Annotated in this window: 3 protein-coding genes; all 3 read left to right on the top strand. The window is 62.5% G+C overall.

Annotated features, from left to right (window positions below; genetic code table 11):
• Positions 1 to 428 (top strand): hypothetical protein (locus GPA21_RS19925; protein ID WP_211163729.1); only part of this gene is annotated, 428 nt, incomplete at its 5' end.
• A gap of 187 nt (positions 429 to 615) precedes the next feature.
• Positions 616 to 1,320 carry an amino acid racemase gene (locus GPA21_RS19920; RefSeq protein WP_168989806.1) on the top strand — a complete coding sequence of 235 codons (705 nt, stop codon included), beginning with the start codon at positions 616 to 618 and terminating at the stop codon, positions 1,318 to 1,320.
• A 23-nt stretch (positions 1,321 to 1,343) separates the two neighbouring features.
• Positions 1,344 to 2,268 (top strand): GNAT family N-acetyltransferase (locus GPA21_RS19915; RefSeq protein ID WP_168989805.1); only part of this gene is annotated, 925 nt, incomplete at its 3' end.

The following is a 2,268-nucleotide window of genomic DNA, read 5'->3' as shown; positions in this document are numbered from 1 at the left end:
GCGCCGTGTTGGGGTCCGGTTATCGCAAGGATGTCTCGTCGCCGGTGGATGCGGCGTGGCTCATGGCGGTCGGGTTGGGCAATTTGTTTTTGTCCGCACTGCTGGTGTCCGACGCTGAAACGATCATCTTGATGCTTTTTCTAATCGGCTTCGGGTATCTCTTCGGCATCGGCTATCTCGTGCTGCTCTGTTATCTGCTCGTGCGCATGCTCGTACGACGTGATGCATGGCTGCGCTATTTCCTGGCGATGAGCGCCTTCTATGTTGTCTACCTGCTATGGGTGCCTCAAGGGTTCATTGGTTTTTCGGACCTCGCGATCGTATTCATGGGCGTAGCAATCCCGTACGCGCTCGCGAGCATCGCGCTCAGTTTTGCGATGAAGAAGGGTTCCCTGAATGCCAGGGCAGGGGAGGATGAGCTCAAATGAAGTGGCATCGGCATGTCGGGTGCGATGTAAACGAACCCCCGCCCCTCATCCAGGCCGGTGCAAACGATCAGCGAGTCTCCGCGCAGGGGCTAGGCTCGAGCGAGGCTGATTCTGGTTCCTGGCCTTCCCCGACCTGGAGCGATTCAAACTCTGCACGCCTTTGTGCAAGGTATTGAGAGAGGGATACGTGAAGACGATTGGCCTGATTGGTGGCATGAGTTGGGAATCCACTGTCCCCTATTACCGACAGATCAATGAGACGATCAAGGCACGGTTGGGTGGCCTGCATTCGGCCCGGCTCGTACTCTACAGCGTCGACTTTCACGAGATCGAAGCACTCCAGCGAGCTGGAGACTGGGAAGGCGCAGGCGAGATTCTTGCCGATGCGGCGAAGTCGCTCGAGGCGGCCGGGGCGGACTTTCTGGTGGTGTGCACGAACACCATGCACAAGGTCGCGCCGGTGATCGAGGCGAGCGTCTCGATCCCGCTACTGCATATCGCCGATGCGACGGCTGGCGAGATCTTGCAGGCGGGGCATTCGGTGGTCGGTCTGCTCGGTACGCGTTTCACCATGGAGCAGGCCTTTTACCGGGATCGGCTGAGCGAGCGGCACGGGCTGCAGGTTGTCGTGCCGGATGCGGAGGATCGCGCGATCATCCACCGCATCATCTACGATGAACTTTGTCTCGGCGTCGTCCGACCCGAATCCCGGCTCGAGTACCGACGGATCATGAGCAAACTCGCAGCCCAGGGCGCGCAGGCGATCATCCTCGGGTGTACGGAAATCACGCTGTTGGTGGGAGCGGAGGATTCCGCGCTGCCCTTGTTCGACACTACGGCAATTCATGCGCGTGCGGCTGCCGAGCGGGCCATGAGCGAGAGCGATACCTGACGGTGTGCCGTCAGCGGGTGAGCATGATGGAAGCCAGGTATTCAGGAGGTGAGGAGATCAGGGATCTTCGCCCGGAGGACCGTCCGGATGTCGCGGCACTCGCTGCGCTGGCCTTTCCGGTGTCGCAGGCCCGGTTCGTGTTGCCGGGGGACGCTGGTGGCAAGCTCATCACTGTCGATGGCCAGGTGGTCGCTGTATCCCTGTTGCGCATCTTCAGGTTGCCAAGTGGCCGTCGAATCGGCTTCATCGCCTGGCTGATGACGCATCCGCAGTGCCGTGGGCGCGGTCTTGCCATGAAGCTGGTCGAAGCGAGCACTGCCCACCTGCGCGCGCAGCGATGCGAGGCCGTGGTGACCGACGTCGAAGGCTACAACACCGCGTCGGCCAACCTGTTCCACCGGGCGGGCTACCAGCGTCAATCGACCTGGCGGCAGTTTCGGCTCTGGAATCCGCTGGACGCGGTGTGGTTGTGGGTGAGGTGCGGCTATGCGATCGACCCGGGGCATTTCCTGTGGGTCGCGGACGCGCCGCCCGGTTCGGCCTCGTCCTGGCGGAGCAGGATGGCAGCGACCCTGCTCAACACGCTGCTGGCACTGCTCGCACTGTCGTTGGGCGGTGGCGTGTTTCTGGCGGGGGAGCTGGGCCCGCCTTCGCTGACCACGGCAGTGGCTTTTCTGCTTGGTGTGTCCGGCCTGCTCGGTGCGCGCGAGCTCGGCATGCGCCTGGCGGCCGCGAGGCACCGGCAACCGCTTGAGTATCGCGCATGGTCGGGTGGCACGGGCATGTCCTTGCTGATCGGGATCGGCTTTGGCAAGACCATGCCTTTGCCAGGTAACCTGTATCCGCCTGGAGATGGCTGGAGCACGCGTGACTATCGGGCTGTTCTGGGGCAAGGCGCCATTGTCAGCGCCTTGCTGGTGGCCAGCCTGATTCTGGCGGGTTCGTGGG

The sequence above is a fragment of the Azoarcus taiwanensis genome (assembly GCF_012910885.1).
Lineage (GTDB): Bacteria > Pseudomonadota > Gammaproteobacteria > Burkholderiales > Rhodocyclaceae > Azoarcus_F > Azoarcus_F taiwanensis.
Note: the sequence above shows the minus strand (reverse complement) of the source record. Positions and strands in the feature narration are given on the sequence as shown.